Source organism: Peribacillus sp. YIM B13472 (assembly GCF_042788005.1).
Lineage (GTDB): Bacteria > Bacillota > Bacilli > Bacillales > DSM-1321 > Peribacillus > Peribacillus simplex_E.
This window is the reverse complement of the sequence record NZ_JBHZPG010000010.1, coordinates 1-15,843: the sequence shown is the minus strand read 5'-3', so window position 1 is coordinate 15,843 and position 15,843 is coordinate 1. Positions and strand designations below refer to the sequence as shown.

Sequence of the window (15,843 nt, the reverse complement as noted above, 5' to 3'; positions counted from 1 at the left end):
TATTCTCAACTATTTTTGGATTTTTATAGAAATTGGCGGTTATGATGGTTCGATTCGCATTTGGAATGATATGGTATTAGGGTGTCGAATTTGTCAGTATGCGACAGTGTTATCCATATAAATGGTTTGTTGGCAAAATCGAACGAATAAAAATAGATTCTTTAACAAAAACACTTGATTGCTGCTAAAAACTGTTGAATGAAAAAATATTCTATATATATTTATCATGAAGGATAATCCCTTGGTTTTCTTGAATGATATATCAGGTCGCATATGCTTAGCGTTTTTTGAAAGGATGAAGGAATGATGGATATATACATTCACAGGCTAAATGAACAAGATGCACAAGCGTTATTTGCATTTGAATGCAATAATAGAAGGTTTTTCGAGCAAACGGTGCCAGGCCGGGGAGATGATTATTATAGTTTTGGAACGTTTGAGATCAGGCACAAGGAATTATTAAAAGAACAAGAAGCTGGTATCTCCTCTTTTTATTTAATTAAGGATGGTTCAGGCATAATCGTCGGCAGGATTAACCTTGTGGATATCGATCCCATTAATGGTACGGCTCATATCGGTTACAGAATCGGTGAAACGTTTACGCAAAGGGGGATGGCGAATGAAGCTTTAAAGCTTTTGGTTAATCTGGCGCCGGATTTGAATGTGACTCAATTACAAGCCAAAACGACAAGCGACAATATTGCCTCCCAAAAGATTTTATTGAAAAACGGTTTTGAACGGATTTCGATTAATGAGGAAATTAGTGCGGATTCAGGTCAAAAGCTAATGTTCTACCATTATAGTAGGATCCTTTAAATCCAGTTTCTTCTATTATAGAACGCATTCCACCATATTTTAAATTACAAAGAATTTAAGTGATGAAGAAATAATCTCGAGATATTTTCCGGCAAAAGATTTCATTACTTAAAAGGAGAAAGGATAATATAATATGATAGAAGGTTTATATGAAGCCCATCTACCCGTAAAGAACCTGGCCATCTCTATGGATTTTTATAAGAAAATAGGCTTGAAGCTAGCTTGGAGGGATGAAGATACAGCGTTCTTTTGGATAGAGGAAAACAAAAGCTGGGTCGGATTATGGGAAGGGAAAGAATATCAAACTCCATACCACCCTTCACTAAAGCATATCGCATTTCGGGTATCTTATGAAAATATGAAAAATGCATTAACTTGGCTCCAATCCCTAAAAATTGAAGTCGTCCCTTTTGGAAAAAGGAAATCGATTGAACCTTTTGTGCGTCCGAACCAAGGAAACGCTTCCGTTTATTTTAATGACCCGGATGGAAATAGTCTAGAACTTATGTGTTCGGTGGAAGTCCCTGATTCATATAAGCATATGACTGAAAAACTTTCACTTGAAGAATGGGATGCACTATTAACTAAGTGAACTTTGTAAAGGAAACGTTTCCTGCCTAGTCTCAACCATGGTAAATTAAACTGTTTTCTTACATAGGAATTTGCTATGAAAAGCCCAAATTATTATTTCAATTCCATATGTGATACGGAACATCATTTTATTTTTATACTCTACGAGTATATGAGCAATTATTATAGAAAGGTTAAGGGCTTAAATGTGGAGTTTAAAATTAGAGTGAACTTATTAACTCAAATGACATTACTTATCATATTCGTTGTTTTTATCAGTACCTTGCTTGTGAGCATTCTATTCTCTTCACTGCTGGAAGACATCGTTGAAAACCATATGGGGAAGCAAGCAATGACGGTGGCAAAATTAGCGGCTCAAAATCCAACCATCATTCAGGGTTTTAACGATGATCAGCCATCAGAGGTGATTCAACCCGCATCAGAAATGATTCGTCAAACAACGGGTGCCGATTATGTAACCATTGCGAACGATAAAGGCCTTCGCTACTCTCATCCTAATCCGGAATATATTGGGAAGCCTACGGCTACTAGTAATGATGCAGTACTCAATGAACACAAATCAATTATTTATCAAGGAAATGGGATATCGGGGCCAGCAATTAAGGCTAAGGCCCCTATCTGGAATGATAAAGGGGAAGTTATCGGTGTTTCATCTGTAGGGTTTTTGGTAGAGAATGTGCAGGATCAACTAACCAATTATAAAATGAAGATCATTCATTTGTCACTTATCCCAATCATAGTAGGAATCTTATGGGCAATATTTATAGCGCGGCGCTTAAAAAAGCTTATTTTAGGTCTAGAGCCGGAGGAAATTTCTTTTCTGTTTCAAGAAAGGGAAGCGACACTTGATGCCATCCGATATGCTACCATTACGATTAATATTGAAAAAAAGGTTACTTCCATGAATAAAAGAGCACATGAATTGTTTCATGATCATCAGCTTATGGTGGGAAAGCGGGTTGTAAATGGGCATTTAGAAAAACTCATCAAAATAGTAATTAGCACAAAAGAGGGACAGTTCAATCGTAAGTTACTTTTAGGCCAACAGCTATACATTTTGGATTTATCCCCAATCCTAAATCATAATGATGTCAGGGGCATCGTTTTAACAATAAGAACAGTATCCGAAATTGAACAATTAACAAATGAATTTTCAGAAATCAAGGCCTTTTCAGAAAATATGCGGGCACAAAACCATGAGTTTTTAAATAAATTAAATACCATTTATGGATTACTAAGTTTAAAACAATATGATAGGGCATTGAATATCATCTCTTCTGAAGTGAGGGAGAGGCAAGATATCATTTCGTTTCTTATGTCATCGGTTAAAGATCCGTTAATCGCCGCCTGTTTACTTGGAAAGATAAACCGTTCAAAAGAATTGCAGGTTATATTAGAAATAGAACAGGAAAGCAATTTAAACAGTTCATTAAAACCTGAGGATTCCCATCACTTGGTTTCCGTTATTGGTAATGTCATCGATAATGCGATGGAGGCAGCACGGCAAAAAAACAAAAATGAGGGAAAGGTCAAAGTTTCGTTTACTGATTTAGGAAACGAAATTATATTTGATATCGAGGATAACGGTCCAGGTATCCCTCACGCAATGGAAAATATTATTTTTACAGATGGTTATACGACTAAAAATGGAGAAAATCATGGGATCGGCTTGGCCATTGTAAAAAACTCCATTGGTCTTTTAAGTGGTGAAATTTATATTGATCAAAGTTATTTGGGCGGAGCAAGATTTACAATCGCCTTCCCGAAGGATATAAAAGCAGAACTGGAGGCGTGAGAATGTCCAAAGGACCGATTACAGTTGTCATTGTTGAAGATGACGAGAATGCAGTGAATATATATAAACAATTTACGAATCAACTAGATCAATTTACTGTCATTGCTACAGCTAGCACAGGCAAGCAAGCGTTAAATATATTACATGCCGCACAGCCGGACTTAATTTTATTGGATATCTTTTTACCGGATATGAATGGAATTGACCTTCTTCGGGAAATTAGGAGAGAATACCGGGGCATTGATGTAATTCTGATCACCGCAGCGAATGATACCGAAACAGTCAGTGAAGCGATTAGGGGAGGGGCTTTTGGTTACCTAATAAAACCCATCATTATCGATAAGCTACTAGCGACGCTCAACCAATACGACCTGACGAGACAGCAGCTTCATAATAACAACTTAGTAAATCAAGATAAAGTCGATACTCTTTTTCGGACCATAAGTAACCCAAATAAAGCAAATGATGTCCAAATAAATCCTCTTCCCAAGGGAATTGACAAGCATACCTTGAAAATGGTCAGAAGTAAGATTCGAAACGTCAATGGCAGTTTAAATGCTGATGAACTAGGTCAACTCGTTGGAATTAGTTATTCAACCATGCGCAGATATTTGGAGTATTTAGTTTCCTGTAATGAAATGGAAGTTGAAGTTTTGTATGGCAGTGTAGGAAGGCCTGAAAGAAAATATAAAATAAAACACCTTTAAATCCCTGTTGATGAAATTCGTTTTCATCAATGGGGGTTTTTTCTTTTTCAGGCGTGAAAAAAATGAATAAAACTCTTATTACTTTCTTTATATGTGAAAAAGGCTTGATGGATGATAGTCTCTAAAGAAAGCGCTATCAAGAAAAGATGGCGGTAAACAGAAGGGAGCTTGAAGATGTTATCCATTTTAGGATTTTCCATGATTGCTGTATTCATGTATTTAATTATGTCGAAGCGACTATCGGCATTAGTGGCCATTATGCTCGTTCCAATCATATTTGGTGTGATCGGAGGTTTTTTTACAGAACTGGGACCCATGATGCAGGATGGTGTTGAAGGAATAGCTTCTACAGCCATAATGATTTTATTTGCGATTTTATATTTTGGAATAATGATAGATTCCGGTTTATTTGATCCTCTCATTTCTAAAATATTGAAGATAGTAAAAGGAGATCCTTTAAAAATAGTTTTGGGAACCGCTATTCTCTCAATGACCGTCGCATTAGATGGGGACGGTACAACTACTTACATCATTACTGTCTCAGCTCTTTTACCCCTTTATAAGCGTCTGGGCATGAACAAAATAATATTAGCCACTGTTGCCATGTTATCCATGGGTGTAATGAATATGACACCGTGGGGGGGAGCTTCCGCTATGGCAATGGCTTCGTTAAATCTTGACGCATCGGAATTGTTCTTGCCGATGATTCCTGTCATGGGCTTTGGGCTCATTTGGGTTCTTGTCGTGGCTTTTATATTGGGAAAAGGGGAACGAAAGAGATTGGGCGTAGTGGAGATCCTGCATAATCACACTAAAGAAATAAATTCAGAAGCCAATTCCGAGTTAGCGGCAACAACGGTCTCCCATGATTATCGCCGACCGAAATTGGTCTGGTTCAACTTCATTTTAACGATTGTGCTCATGGCATCTTTAATCATTGATTTTATGTCTTTGACCATTTTATTCATGATTGCTTTCGCCGTTGCGTTATTGGTCAATTATCCTGACTTGAAAGATCAGCAGGATCGAATCGCCGTTCATTCGAAAAATGCATTGGCCGTTGTTTCAATTGTCATTGCAGCCGGGATTTTTACCGGCATCATGTCTGGAACGAAAATGATTGATGCAATGGCCATTACGTTGGTTTCGCTTATTCCAGAACCTTTAGGACCATTTTTACCGGTAATTTTAGCGTATGCAAGTGCCCCTTTTACTTTCTTTATGTCTAATAATGCATTCTATTTTGGCGTACTTCCAATTATCGCTCAGGCCGCTGATGCTTATGGAATTAGCGCGGCAGAAATAGGGCGCGCCTCGTTAATAGGGCAGCCGATACACGTATTGAGTCCTTTAGTAGCTGCAGCACATTTGCTAATAGGTTTAGTTGGCACTGACTTTGGGGATTTACAGCGGTTTGCCGTGAAATGGGCATTAGGGACTGTCACTGTCATGACAATAGCAGCGATAATCTTGGGAGTCATTTAGTTATATTGGAGGATTTTGAATGTGGATCATCACACTCTATAAAAACAGAGCATTTACTTTAATGACCCAGGTTTAGCATAGTGATAGCATGAAGCGTTGAGGTGTTTATGGCAAGTTAACAATAAAGGGTTAATACGAAATTGAAAGCGGAACTTTACAAAATATGATGATTAAAACACAAAGCATCCGAGTGTCCTTCAAGACTAGGCATTTAAGTGTACCCCGAAAAAGCTAAAGCTTTATTGGGGTTTTACTATTATTTTAGACGGTTTTAACAATGATTCTTGTGGTAATCTTCGCCAGATTCATGACAGTATCCAGTCTCGTATCATTTAAGGATTGTTGGGGGAAAAGGGGATCTAAATAATTCACGACGGCTTTTAGGTGATAATCACCCAATTCAGGTAAGGATTTATTCATGGCTTCACCAGGGCTAAAAGGACCTTTTGTCAGAAAAATGGAACCAATTTGATGATAACCACCCAAACAAGCATCGATACCAAAAATAAAGGGATTTTTAAATTGCTTTTTTATTTCTTCCAAAACACTTTTCAAATTAAGGGCGTGAACTGGTTCTGTGAGTGTTCCGAAGACATGGTAAGGGACTTGGTTTTCTCTTAGCATCGTCCCTACTAAAGGCCCGAATGAATCTCCTGTGGAGCGATCTGAACCAATACATAAAAAGATGATCTCTTTGGACGTTGGCCGAAGAACTCTTGCGATTTGAAAAGACATTTCGTCTATTTCTCCTTCTGCCTCTGTTTCCAACGTGTAGTTGCAATACGGCATATCTTTTTTTGTCTCCCCTTTTTTCCTGCCATTAAAAGGATACATGCCTACACTCCCTTATCTTATTTACTAGAGTTCTGTGACATCTTGTAGAAATTATAACATGATTAATAATTTGGAAATCACATGTTTTCCCTCTAATGATTAATTTCATTACCTCATTTCGTGTTTGTTTGTATTTTGTTAATATATAGAATTACTGGAATTTTTGATAAAATAGAAGAAAACAAAAAAATCTACTAGTATGAAACGATTGGTTTTATTTAATAGAAGGAAGTGTAAGTATTGTTTAATCAATTAACGAACAACGATAGTATTCTTAATCATTTACGTGCAGACTGTGAGAATTGTTTTGGTTTGTGCTGTGTAGCTTTGCCTTATGCAAAATCTGCTGATTTTGCATTTGATAAAGATGGAGGTACACCTTGTTCAAACCTGCAATCGGATTATCGTTGCGGCATCCATGAAAATCTCAGAGCAAAAGGATTTAGGGGCTGCACGGTATATGAATGCTTTGGTGCCGGTCAAAAGGTATCTCAGATCACTTATGATGGAAACGATTGGAGAGACAACCCAGCGTCAGCAAAGGAAATGTTCGATGTATTTCCTATTATGCAACAACTTCATGAAATGCTTTGCTACTTAAATGAAGCACTGAATTTAGTGGATGGGAAACCACTTCATCGAGATTTGCAGGCTGCTTTTGAAGACACGGAATATCTTACTAAGCAAAGTCCAAAGTCTTTATTGGAGCTAAATGTACCAGCCCATAGAGCGACCGTTAATGATTTACTCCTGCGCACAAGTGAACTCGTACGTGCAAAGGTTTCATTTAAGAAAAATCAAAAAAAACAGTACAAAATAGGTAGGGGGAGCGACCTTATCGGTGCAAAGTTGAGAGGTGCTGACCTTAGGGGAGCAAACTTAAGAGGAGCTTTGTTTATTGCATCTGACCTCAGGGAAGCTGACATGAGAGTGACTGATCTTATCGGTGCCGACTTTAGGGACGCTGATTTAAGCGGTGCCGATCTCACAGGAAGTTTCTTCATCACACAAGCACAAGTTAACTCGGCTAAAGGCGATATGCATACAAAATTACCGCTTTCTTTAAGCATTCCCGATCATTGGAGGTAGGAGTAAAGCTAATATCGGAGCTAACTTTCCTGCAGAGTATACGCCTCATGAATGAAAATTGTTTAATTCACGAGTAAAAGCGTAAAACTCACGAGTAAAAGGCGGAATCTCACGAGTAAAAGCGTAAAACTCACGAGTAAAAGGCGGAATCTCACGAGTAAAAGCGTAAAACTCACGAGTAAAGCCCAAATTCACGAGTAAAAGGCGGAAATTCACGAGTAAAAGCCCAAAATCACGAGTAAAGCCCAAACTCACGAGTAAAAGGCGGAAATTCACGAGTAAAAGCACCAAACTCACGAGTAAAATGCCCAAACTCACGAGTAAAAGCACCAAACTCACGAGTAAAAGCCTGAAATTCACGAGTAATGGGAAAAATTAATACATAGATTTAGCTTTAATCCTAAGTTTTTACAATGAGTGAACTCTATACTAATATGCGATTCTTCATTAGGAAGGGTCGTCTTTTCGAATTGGGCGGAAAATTCTCGTTTTTCCATTTGACTCTCACGTTGCGTAATACCTTACAGTAAATGATATCGAAAGGAGGCAAGAAGCAGTGGCAATGAAAGTGAAAGAACTGGCCGATTTAGTTGGCATTAGTGTGCGGACACTGCATTATTATGATGAGATCGGGTTATTATCGCCAGAGGAGACAACCGATTCCGGTTATCGCCTTTATTCGAATGAAAATCTTGAGATGTTGCAGCAAATCCTGTTTTTCAGGGAACTTGGCATGCCGTTAAAGGAAATAAAGCAAATGATAAGCAGCTCTTCGTTTGATAAACAAGATGCGTTAAAGCAACATCAAAAAATGTTACTGGAGAAACGCAGTCAGCTCGATAAATTAATTAAGACGGTTGAAAAATCGATTAAGCATATGAATGGGGAAATTATAATGACGAATGAAGAAAAATTTGAAGGATTTGACTTCAGTCAGAATCCATATGAAGAAGAAGCCCGCAAGCTTTGGGGAGATGAAGCTGTCGATGAGTCGAAGGTTAAAGTGGCGGGCATGTCCAAAGATGCACAGAAAATTGTTTCGGATATCTATATAAAACTTGCGTCAATCCGAAATGACTCGCCCAAGTCGAAGGAGGCACAAGAGGCAATTAAAGAATGGTTTGATTGTTTGAATAATAACTTCGGCACATACACACTGGATGCTTTCAAAGGATTAGGTCGAATGTACGTGGATGATCAACGCTTCACCAAAAATATCGACCAATACGGTGATGGTTTAGCAAAATTCATGTGTGATGCGATGGGGCATTTTGCGGACGCTAACAAAAATTGAATCACAAGATTGAGAAATTTCATGATGGAAGGTTGCTCCGGCAACCTTCTTATTTTGGAGCTGAGGGGACGGTCAATTTAAGAAGGTGTATACTATAGTTATGGTAATATTTTTAATATTCCGATTTATAGAGAATAGGGGGAAACTTATGGAATTTATGAATGCCGCCTTTAACCTCGGGAAAATCAATGATGTTGATGGAAGTAAAGTGGCTGTTTTTAAAGGAGATGCCATTTATACAAGCATCGTCACTAAACTCCGGGCCGCAGGTTGTGTTTTCGCCGAGGAAGAGGCCCGGTTGCTCATCATCACGGCAGGGACAACGGCCGAACTGGACGGGATGGTGGATAGACGGATAGCGGGTACGCCCCTTGAACATGTCATCGGTTGGGCGGAATTCTGCGGTATCCGGATAGAGGTTGATCTCGGAGTCTTCGTACCCCGCAGAAGGACCGAGTTTTTAGTCCGCCAAGCGGCAGCACTCGCTATGCCAGGAGCAGTCGTGGTGGACTTGTGCTGCGGCACGGGCGCGGTTGGCTCCGCTGTGGGCGATGTTCTCGAAGATATCGAGTTGTACGCCGTCGACATTGACCCAGCCGCGGTGCGGTGTGCGCGTCGTAACGTCACTTCAGTCAATGGTCAGGTATACGAAGGGGACCTCTATGAACCGCTTCCAGCCAATTTACGGGGACGTGTTGACGTACTGGTCGCAAACGCACCATACGTCCCTACTGAGGGAATCTGCCTTTTACCCCATGAAGCGCGCATGCATGAGGCGAGGGTGGCATTAGATGGCGGGGCGGACGGGCTTGATGTCCAGAGAAGGGTGGCGGCTTCGGCAACACTTTGGCTGGCACCGGGCTCCCATTTGTTAGTAGAGACCAGCGAGCGGCAAGCGATGCAGACCGTAGAAATCTTTGCTAGATACGGGGTGATGCCACGGGTGGTAAAGTGTGAAGAACTGGACGCCACTGTCGTAATTGGAACCAGACCCGCACTCTAAAGAAATGTTTTTAGAGGCGTTTTATCTTATAACGATTGGAACAAAGAAGTTATGTCTAGGGAAAAATCATGACCTTCAAAAATAAATTTTCCTCAACAAAATGGGGCAATCCAGAAATAAAAAAATTCAAGACATCTTGAAGTATGGGTTGAAATGGAACTTTGGAAAATGTGTCAAAAGGTATCGGATCTAAGCGATGTGGTTCCTTCTTATTTTTTTCTCTAGTCTCTTCCTGTCTGTCGCTTTCCATGGGGATGCTTGGCATTATCGTGTTTTCTTTTTATATTGTTATCCCTTATTATTTGTTGTTCCGCTACAGGTCCTTTTCAATAAACCTCCTAAAAAATTAAGTTTGCATTATTTTTTCCTTTATTCTTTATAGTTCGGTGCTTGATTTTGACTTCAGTATGGAAGTTTTAACTACAAAGAATTACTTTGGTTTTGGGACTCGGTCTTTTTACAAAAAAAGAGATCTGCATCATAAAAGGGACCAAAGAAGAGGTCCCTTTCCAACATTATTTCTTTAGCATGTTTACGATTTCCTTAGCTCTTTCTAATGTAACTCCTTCAATGATACTGTTGTTTTTTCGAACAGCCGTACCGAAATGATAGTGTCCGGTATGCAGTTCGGAATGGATAGAAAGGATATTATCCTTATTTAAGCCGCTTCCAACCAGTATCGCGATGTCGCCGCAGACTCTTTTCATTTGTTGAATCGTTTTCATGCGGCTGGGGAAATCCCCATGCCCACCTGACGTCAATATCGTTGTGATTTCTGGATATTGTGCCAGCATTTCAGCTGAAATGACTGGGTCGTTTGTTTCATCGATGGCTCGGTGGAATGTAATCTCCAAACCTTCACATACCGTCAATAATTCTTCGAGATATGGTCGATTGATTTCATTTTTTTCATTTAATGCACCCAATACGACCCCGTTCGCTCCGAGTGAACGAATGATTTGGATATCTTTTTTCATAATTTCCAAATCGTTTTGAGTATAACAAAACGACTGGCTATGAGGCCTTACCATCACGTTGACTGGTATCTTTACTGAATGGACGACAGCTTCTATCAGGGCGTGGCTGGGAGTTAATCCCCCCTCGGCTAAAGAACTGACAAGCTCGATTCGGTCTGCGCCCGATTCTTCGATTAAAATGGCATCTTCTATCGTTGTCGCAATGAATTCAATGTACATTGGATTTTCCTTTCCTGCATGCAAGTGTTATAAGAATAGTATGTATAAGATTATTAAATCCATTAAGAATAGTAAAGTCAATTCATTAATAGATACCATGACCTCTCATCTAATACCTGCTTTAGTTTTCCCTAGCTTTCCTCAAATGGAATTTCTTTTTTTCTCATATTTATGAAACGAAATGAACAATCAAACGTATAAAAAAAAGAATATATTCAATGGTATATTTGAAAGTGGAATGTTTGGCGGGGGAATTAAATGAAAATCATCATGACGGAGGTTATTTAATTGGATAAAGAAGTTAAGGGAGTAAGGAAGTCGAGGTTTTACAAAGTAGGGATGGGATTCCTGATCATTTCCCTGCTCACTTGGATCATTCCCGTCGTAGCTCCTTTTACGCCATTTTCGACTGGTGTTAAAGCGGGGGTCATAACAGGTGCGATCGTCTTTGCGGAAGTCATGTTTTGGGCAGGCGCGCTTTTGGTCGGGAAAGAAGTGGCTGCTAAATATAAAGGTTATTTAAACCCGAAGAATTGGAAAAAAGAAAAAGGGTGAAGCTTTTTTTTATAAAAAAGTGCTGGGAGTGAAGCTCCATGGAAACTGAGTTGTTGAAAGTTTTCGATTCCAATGCATTCAAACAGGTGTGGCTTCGCGTGAGGAAGTACATAGATTAGGGCATTGGCCTGCTGGTTCGTCAGTAGGGAAGAGGGCGTGGATTATCTATATCTTCAGCATCGTTGTGCGAAAAAAGATTATCCGAATCTATTGGATATTACGGCTGCTGGCCATTTACTGGCTCATGAAACGGTATATGACGGAGTCAGGGAGATTAAAGAAGAAATAGGCATTGACGTTTCCTTTGACGAGTTGGTTCCATTAGGGATCATTGATTACCATCAAACGAAAGAAGGTTTCATCGACAAAGAACTGGCTAACGTCTTTCTATATGAAAGTGCACATAGCTTCGATGATTTCAACCTGCAGCCAGAAGAGGTTTCCGTAATGGTGAAGGTTGTGCTGAATGACTTCGAAGAGCTTTGGACCGGAGCGGAGGACAAAGTGAATATTAAGGGATTTGAAATGAATCATGAAGGCAGTAGGATGATGATCGATCGGTTTGTTGGACGGGATGAGTTCGTTCCGCATGATCTTTCCTATTATGAAAGCATTATTAGATTGATCAGGGAAAACCTCGCTAAATGAAAATAAAGCCCCGACAAAACGATTCGAGTTTTGTCGGGGCTTTTCTTTTTTCTTGAAAAAAAACATTAAGTACATCGACCTGTATCTTTCCCGGTCTACGGCAGCCTATGGGCTCGTTTTGTCTCAACTTGATACGCATATGTCCTTAGTTGTTACCTTATTTGTCCTGAATTGCTCATAGGAATAATGACTTTGTCCTTTGGTGATTCAGTTGATAAAGCGAGACATACCAGACTGTTAAAGTGATGGCAGGATGCGAGTTAAAGGAGGTTTATGTAGTTTTTCATGAACTAGGGAATTTATCACTTGTAAGAATATGACAAAATTGTAAGATGAACAGTGTACAAATTTTGTTAAGGGGATGAGTGAAATAATGAAAAAAATCGTTTTATGTATTTCATTTTTTGTAGCTTTTTTAGTCCTTTTTGGCTCCCTTGATTTTTTTGCCAGCAAAGCATCAGCAGAAACACACACCTATGATGGAAAAAGTCCTTACTATAATAGTTGTGCGAATAGCGCAGTCACGAAGAAGTCAGTGAAAATTTATGCCAACGGTGCTTCTGCCAATTTGGAGTTGAAATTCAGCACAACTTGTAAAACGGCTTGGGCAAAGATCACTCTAAGCAGACCGGCTAAAACGGATGGGGAGGCAACGGCATTGGTTGTCCGAAACACTGATAATAAACAATTTAGCTGTGCATCTCCTGGAGGAAATGGTGAAATAAATAAAGGTCAAACGACATGCTATACACCAATGGTATATGATTTAGATCCGCGAAAAGCAAAAGCGGTAGCATTTTGGCCATATACAGCAGGTGAAACCGACTGGTATTAATGAAAAAGGAAAAGCCTTCATCTATTTTTATGGGAAAGGAAGGATGAATGAATTGAATAAAAAGCTTAAAATGATAGGTTTATCCATGGTGATGACACTGTCGATGTTTCTTGTCGATTTTGGATTAGGAAAAAATCAAGCCCTGGCCGAAACACATACTTATGATGGTAAAAGCCCTAACTATAATAGTTGTGCAAGTTCGGCGGTAACGAAGGATAAAAAATGGATCGATTCCAATTCGTACGTAGAATTGAAATTCAGCACTGTCTGTAAAACCGCCTGGGCAAAAGTGACTGTAACACGTCCCGCCGTATACAACCATGAAGCGGATGCCAGGATCGTTCGAAGTACTGATGGTAAAGCCTATACATGCGCCAGTTCCGGGGGCAATGGTGTTGTGAATATAGGGCAGACCTCGTGTTATACACCAATGGTATATGATTATGACCCGCGCAAAGCACAGGCCCAAGGGATACATGCGATCCCTAATAGTGATGCATATAATAAAGCTGTGACCATTTGGTTCTAAAAAACAAAGGCTCAAAAAAAGCATCCTTATAGTTGGATGCTTTTTTTTGCGGTCAGTTTGTGCTCACACTTTCATTTCCGCTTCCAAATGAAGTAGATATTGTTTCATCTCCGTACCTCCACGGTAACCGGTAATGGCCCCGTTTTTTCCGATTACCCGATGACATGGCACCGTGATCAGAACAGGATTGGCACCAATGGCCGTTCCGACCGCCCGAACAGCGGAAGGTCTTTGGATGACTTGGGCAATGTCGGAATAGGAACATGTTTTGCCATAGGGGATTTGATTCAGCGCAGCCCAAATTTCTTGTTGAAAGGGCGTTCCTTTTACATCTGTCGGAAGAGAGAAAGTCTGCCTGGTCCCTTCGAAATATTCTTGGAGTTCTTTTAGATAGGGTGTTAATGCTTTTTCATTTTCAATAAGTCTCGCATTTGGAAACCGTTTTTGTAGCCAAGACTTCAGTTCCCCGTAAGTTTGACCGGGAGAGCCTACATAGCAAAGTCCTTTTTCGGTTTTAGCTACATATAATTGCCACCTATCATAATGTAATATGGCCCAGTCAATGGTTTGTTCTTTAACATTCTTCATCTTGTTCACACTCCTTCGCTTTTAGTCTTGAGATAAGCTTTCCGATATCCTGAAGGTGTATTCCCCATTTTCCTTTTGAATAGCGTCATGAAATAGGCTGTACTTGAGAACCCGACAGCCAAGCCTATTTCAGTTATAGGCTGTTCGGAGCTTTCAAGGAGCCTGCATGCTTTTTCAAGGCGTAGCCGTTGAATGTATTCAGTGGGCGATATCCCTTTAACACCCTTGAATGATCGTTGTAAATGATAGGGGCTGCCGTGGGAAATATCCGCCAATTTGTTCAATGTGAGGGGTTCGCTGTAATGGGTGTCGATCCATTCGGCTATTTGTTCTACCCATTCTTCTGTCGGTAAATTCAGTCCTTCCGGCTTACATCGTTTACAAGGGCGGAAATCTTCTTCCAAAGCCATCATGGCATTTTTGAAAATCTTCACGTTTTCCTTATTAGGCACCCTGGATTTACAGGAGGGCCTGCAAAAGATGCCCGTCGTGATTACTCCGTATAAAAAATGATCATCATATGCTGGATCACAATCTATAATGGCTTTCCAATATTCATTCGGGAAATCTGCTTTTTTCGGATTCAACACCTTCACCTCTGCTTTTAGTATACAAGAAAGGGTTGATATACAAACATTTTGATAATATAAAAGCAAGATAACGTAATGATTCAATAAGTGAAAAGTTTTGGGGGATGACTATGGATAGGGTTGTTCTGTTAAAATAAGGGAGTTAAATGAAAGTGCAAGATAACGTACTCATTTTTCATTAGAATAAAGAGAATGGGACAAAGGAGGACATTATCAATGGATGAAGGCATGATTGAATTGAGAATTCATGCACCAAAGGAGTTTAGTTTTTCGGAAAATCTTACATACTTATCAAGATCCTCCAATGAATGTCTGTTCGAAATTGTTGATCAAAAAATTTATCGTGCACTTGTTGTCGAAAACGAGGCACTCTTAGTAGAAATCAGTGCAATGGATGAAACCGAGATGATCGTTCGATTTCCAGGACGAACTGCACCGATGGCTAATCAGGTAAAGGATGCTGTTTCCCAATACGTTCGTCACTGGTTCGATCTTGAGACAAATCTGCTTCCTTTTTATGAGCTGGCCCAAAATGACCCTTTATTGCAAAAGCCGGTAAGCCAATTCTTCGGTTTGAGAAATATGGGCATCCCGGATTTATTTGAAGCGATTGCCTGGGGAATACTTGGACAGCAGATTAACTTGACTTATGCCTATACCTTGAAACGGAGGCTTGTTGAGGGATTTGGTGATTTTATTGAATTCGAAGGAAAGCAATATTGGCTGTTTCCAAAGCCTGATGTGATCGCGAAATTGACGGTCGAAGATTTTGCCGAGTTGAGGATGACGGTGAAGAAGTGTGAATATTTAATAAGCGTTGCTCAACTGATTGCAGAAAGGGAACTTACTATAGAAAAGCTGTTGAATGCAAAGGATGTAAAAGAGGCTGAAAAAATGCTGACTAAAATACGGGGAATCGGTCCGTGGACAGCGAACTATGTCTTGATGCGCTGTTTGCGTTTTCCCTCAGCCTTTCCCATCGATGACGTCGGGCTGCATAATTCCTTGAAACTGGTCATGGAAAAGGAAGCAAAACCAACGAAAGCGGAAATCCTGAAACTATCGGAAGCGTGGGCCGATTGGGAATCCTATGCGACCTTCTATTTATGGAGATTGCTATATTGACTTCGTATATATCTAACTTCGGAGATAAAACAGTAGAATACGTCGATATATCTCTAACTTCGGAGATAAAACTATATATTACGTCGATATATCTCTAACTTCGGAGATAAAACAGTAGAATACGTCGATATATCTCTAATATTCGGAGATAAAACAGTAGAAT

General features: G+C 39.8%; 18 protein-coding genes. 13 read left to right on the top strand and 5 right to left on the bottom strand.

Annotated features, from left to right (window positions below; genetic code table 11):
- Nucleotides 1-306: 306 nt before the first annotated feature.
- The 5 genes from ACFX4I_RS10220 (at nucleotide 307) to ACFX4I_RS10200 (ending at nucleotide 5,394) form a co-directional block, all read left to right on the top strand.
- Nucleotides 307-816, top strand: coding sequence for a GNAT family N-acetyltransferase (locus tag ACFX4I_RS10220; RefSeq protein WP_377420378.1), 510 nt, complete (start codon nucleotides 307-309; stop codon nucleotides 814-816).
- 133 nt (nucleotides 817-949) lie between these two features.
- Nucleotides 950-1,408, top strand: coding sequence for a VOC family protein (locus ACFX4I_RS10215; RefSeq protein ID WP_309518562.1), 459 nt, complete (start codon nucleotides 950-952; stop codon nucleotides 1,406-1,408).
- A gap of 204 nt (nucleotides 1,409-1,612) precedes the next feature.
- Nucleotides 1,613-3,202 (top strand): ATP-binding protein, encoded by a 1,590-nt coding sequence (locus ACFX4I_RS10210; protein WP_377420376.1) that lies wholly within the window; start codon nucleotides 1,613-1,615, stop codon nucleotides 3,200-3,202.
- Between the two features lie 2 nt (nucleotides 3,203-3,204).
- Complete coding sequence (locus ACFX4I_RS10205) at nucleotides 3,205-3,909, top strand: response regulator (protein ID WP_309518564.1); 705 nt, start codon at nucleotides 3,205-3,207, stop codon at nucleotides 3,907-3,909.
- Nucleotides 3,910-4,083: 174 nt separating this feature from the next.
- On the top strand, nucleotides 4,084-5,394 hold the full coding sequence (locus ACFX4I_RS10200) for a CitMHS family transporter (RefSeq protein WP_377420374.1): 1,311 nt from the start codon (nucleotides 4,084-4,086) through the stop codon (nucleotides 5,392-5,394).
- A 261-nt stretch (nucleotides 5,395-5,655) separates the two neighbouring features.
- Here the strand turns inward: ACFX4I_RS10200 and yyaC are convergent, their stop codons facing one another.
- Nucleotides 5,656-6,228 carry a spore protease YyaC gene (yyaC, locus tag ACFX4I_RS10195; protein WP_309518566.1) on the bottom strand — a complete coding sequence of 191 codons (573 nt, stop codon included), beginning with the start codon at nucleotides 6,226-6,228 and terminating at the stop codon, nucleotides 5,656-5,658.
- Nucleotides 6,229-6,468: 240 nt separating this feature from the next.
- On the opposite strand from yyaC, the gene ACFX4I_RS10190 reads away from it, so the two are divergent.
- A complete protein-coding gene (locus tag ACFX4I_RS10190) occupies nucleotides 6,469-7,317 on the top strand; it encodes a pentapeptide repeat-containing protein (protein ID WP_377420372.1) in 849 nt (282 codons plus the stop codon).
- A gap of 45 nt (nucleotides 7,318-7,362) precedes the next feature.
- Here ACFX4I_RS10190 and ACFX4I_RS10185 read toward each other — a convergent pair whose 3' ends face one another.
- Nucleotides 7,363-7,656 (bottom strand): hypothetical protein, encoded by a 294-nt coding sequence (locus tag ACFX4I_RS10185; RefSeq protein WP_377420370.1) that lies wholly within the window; start codon nucleotides 7,654-7,656, stop codon nucleotides 7,363-7,365.
- A 217-nt stretch (nucleotides 7,657-7,873) separates the two neighbouring features.
- On the opposite strand from ACFX4I_RS10185, the gene ACFX4I_RS10180 reads away from it, so the two are divergent.
- Nucleotides 7,874-8,611, top strand: a complete 738-nt coding sequence (locus tag ACFX4I_RS10180; protein ID WP_377420368.1) for a MerR family transcriptional regulator — start codon at nucleotides 7,874-7,876, stop codon at nucleotides 8,609-8,611.
- A gap of 148 nt (nucleotides 8,612-8,759) precedes the next feature.
- Complete coding sequence (locus ACFX4I_RS10175) at nucleotides 8,760-9,614, top strand: putative protein N(5)-glutamine methyltransferase (RefSeq protein ID WP_377420366.1); 855 nt, start codon at nucleotides 8,760-8,762, stop codon at nucleotides 9,612-9,614.
- 515 nt (nucleotides 9,615-10,129) lie between these two features.
- Here ACFX4I_RS10175 and ACFX4I_RS10170 read toward each other — a convergent pair.
- A complete protein-coding gene (locus ACFX4I_RS10170; RefSeq protein ID WP_377420364.1) occupies nucleotides 10,130-10,810 on the bottom strand; it encodes a copper homeostasis protein CutC in 681 nt (226 codons plus the stop codon).
- 288 nt (nucleotides 10,811-11,098) lie between these two features.
- Between ACFX4I_RS10170 and ACFX4I_RS10165 the strand changes: the two genes are divergently transcribed.
- The 4 genes from ACFX4I_RS10165 to ACFX4I_RS10150 all read left to right on the top strand — a co-directional run bounded on the left by ACFX4I_RS10165 (nucleotide 11,099) and on the right by ACFX4I_RS10150 (nucleotide 13,377).
- Nucleotides 11,099-11,365, top strand: a complete 267-nt coding sequence (locus tag ACFX4I_RS10165) for a transporter suffix domain-containing protein (RefSeq protein WP_377420362.1) — start codon at nucleotides 11,099-11,101, stop codon at nucleotides 11,363-11,365.
- A 156-nt stretch (nucleotides 11,366-11,521) separates the two neighbouring features.
- Nucleotides 11,522-12,013 carry an NUDIX hydrolase gene (locus ACFX4I_RS10160; RefSeq protein ID WP_377420360.1) on the top strand — a complete coding sequence of 164 codons (492 nt, stop codon included), beginning with the start codon at nucleotides 11,522-11,524 and terminating at the stop codon, nucleotides 12,011-12,013.
- A gap of 373 nt (nucleotides 12,014-12,386) precedes the next feature.
- Complete coding sequence (locus tag ACFX4I_RS10155) at nucleotides 12,387-12,848, top strand: YjfA family protein (protein WP_230302381.1); 462 nt, start codon at nucleotides 12,387-12,389, stop codon at nucleotides 12,846-12,848.
- Nucleotides 12,849-12,933: 85 nt separating this feature from the next.
- Nucleotides 12,934-13,377 carry a DUF2690 domain-containing protein gene (locus ACFX4I_RS10150; RefSeq protein ID WP_377420548.1) on the top strand — a complete coding sequence of 148 codons (444 nt, stop codon included), beginning with the start codon at nucleotides 12,934-12,936 and terminating at the stop codon, nucleotides 13,375-13,377.
- A 63-nt stretch (nucleotides 13,378-13,440) separates the two neighbouring features.
- Here the strand turns inward: ACFX4I_RS10150 and ACFX4I_RS10145 are convergent, their stop codons facing one another.
- Nucleotides 13,441-13,965 carry a methylated-DNA--[protein]-cysteine S-methyltransferase gene (locus ACFX4I_RS10145; RefSeq protein ID WP_230302380.1) on the bottom strand — a complete coding sequence of 175 codons (525 nt, stop codon included), beginning with the start codon at nucleotides 13,963-13,965 and terminating at the stop codon, nucleotides 13,441-13,443.
- Nucleotides 13,966-13,970: 5 nt separating this feature from the next.
- Nucleotides 13,971-14,552, bottom strand: coding sequence for a bifunctional transcriptional activator/DNA repair enzyme AdaA (locus ACFX4I_RS10140; protein WP_377420358.1), 582 nt, complete (start codon nucleotides 14,550-14,552; stop codon nucleotides 13,971-13,973).
- Between the two features lie 219 nt (nucleotides 14,553-14,771).
- Here ACFX4I_RS10140 and ACFX4I_RS10135 point away from each other — a divergent pair, with 219 nt between their 5' ends.
- Nucleotides 14,772-15,680, top strand: coding sequence for a DNA-3-methyladenine glycosylase family protein (locus tag ACFX4I_RS10135; RefSeq protein WP_377420356.1), 909 nt, complete (start codon nucleotides 14,772-14,774; stop codon nucleotides 15,678-15,680).
- Nucleotides 15,681-15,843 lie beyond the last annotated feature (163 nt).

Excerpts from the sequence above, each read along its gene's own strand:
- ACFX4I_RS10220 (WP_377420378.1), top strand. The coding sequence starts at position 307 with ATGGATATATACATTCACAGGCTAAATGAACAAGATGCACAAGCGTTA.
- ACFX4I_RS10215 (WP_309518562.1), top strand. The coding sequence starts at position 950 with ATGATAGAAGGTTTATATGAAGCCCATCTACCCGTAAAGAACCTGGCC.
- ACFX4I_RS10205 (WP_309518564.1), top strand. The coding sequence starts at position 3,205 with ATGTCCAAAGGACCGATTACAGTTGTCATTGTTGAAGATGACGAGAAT.
- ACFX4I_RS10200 (WP_377420374.1), top strand. The coding sequence starts at position 4,084 with ATGTTATCCATTTTAGGATTTTCCATGATTGCTGTATTCATGTATTTA.
- yyaC (WP_309518566.1), bottom strand. The coding sequence starts at position 6,228 with ATGTATCCTTTTAATGGCAGGAAAAAAGGGGAGACAAAAAAAGATATG.
- ACFX4I_RS10175 (WP_377420366.1), top strand. The coding sequence starts at position 8,760 with ATGGAATTTATGAATGCCGCCTTTAACCTCGGGAAAATCAATGATGTT.
- ACFX4I_RS10170 (WP_377420364.1), bottom strand. The coding sequence starts at position 10,810 with ATGTACATTGAATTCATTGCGACAACGATAGAAGATGCCATTTTAATC.
- ACFX4I_RS10155 (WP_230302381.1), top strand. The coding sequence starts at position 12,387 with ATGAAAAAAATCGTTTTATGTATTTCATTTTTTGTAGCTTTTTTAGTC.
- ACFX4I_RS10150 (WP_377420548.1), top strand. The coding sequence starts at position 12,934 with ATGGTGATGACACTGTCGATGTTTCTTGTCGATTTTGGATTAGGAAAA.
- ACFX4I_RS10145 (WP_230302380.1), bottom strand. The coding sequence starts at position 13,965 with ATGAAGAATGTTAAAGAACAAACCATTGACTGGGCCATATTACATTAT.
- ACFX4I_RS10135 (WP_377420356.1), top strand. The coding sequence starts at position 14,772 with ATGGATGAAGGCATGATTGAATTGAGAATTCATGCACCAAAGGAGTTT.